Origin of the sequence: Consotaella salsifontis, assembly GCF_900167365.1 — a bacterium.
Taxonomy (GTDB): Bacteria; Pseudomonadota; Alphaproteobacteria; order Rhizobiales; family Rhizobiaceae; genus Consotaella; species Consotaella salsifontis.
The window spans coordinates 78,046-78,416 of the sequence record NZ_FUXL01000001.1; the positions used below are offsets into that span (position 1 = coordinate 78,046).

General features: G+C 69.8%; 1 CRISPR repeat array.

The features are described 5' to 3' along the window. Positions 1–2: 2 nt before the first annotated feature. Positions 3–364: direct repeats of the CRISPR family, unit length 33 nt; unit sequence TGTCGCCCCCCGTGCGGGGGCGTGGATCGAAAC. Positions 365–371 lie beyond the last annotated feature (7 nt).

The window sequence follows — 371 nt, forward strand, 5'->3', positions numbered from 1 at the left end:
AGAGTCGCCCCCCGTGCGGGGGCGTGGATCGAAACCGTGTTGGCCGAGATCGCCGCTCAGGTTGGCGAGTCGCCCCCCGTGCGGGGGCGTGGATCGAAACGTGATCCGAGCGGCGCGCGCATCCCGGTATTCTGTCGCCCCCCGTGCGGGGGCGTGGATCGAAACGCGAGCTGTGATACGAGCGCCGAAGCGCAGTAGTGTCGCCCCCCGTGCGGGGGCGTGGATCGAAACTCGGTACTTAACGGACAACCCAGGCACCACCTCATGTCGCCCCCCGTGCGGGGGCGTGGATCGAAACGACAGCGCGGCGGACGCGGCGGCAGTCAAGGAAAGTCGCCCCCCGTGCGGGGGCGTGGATCGAAACCGTGCCG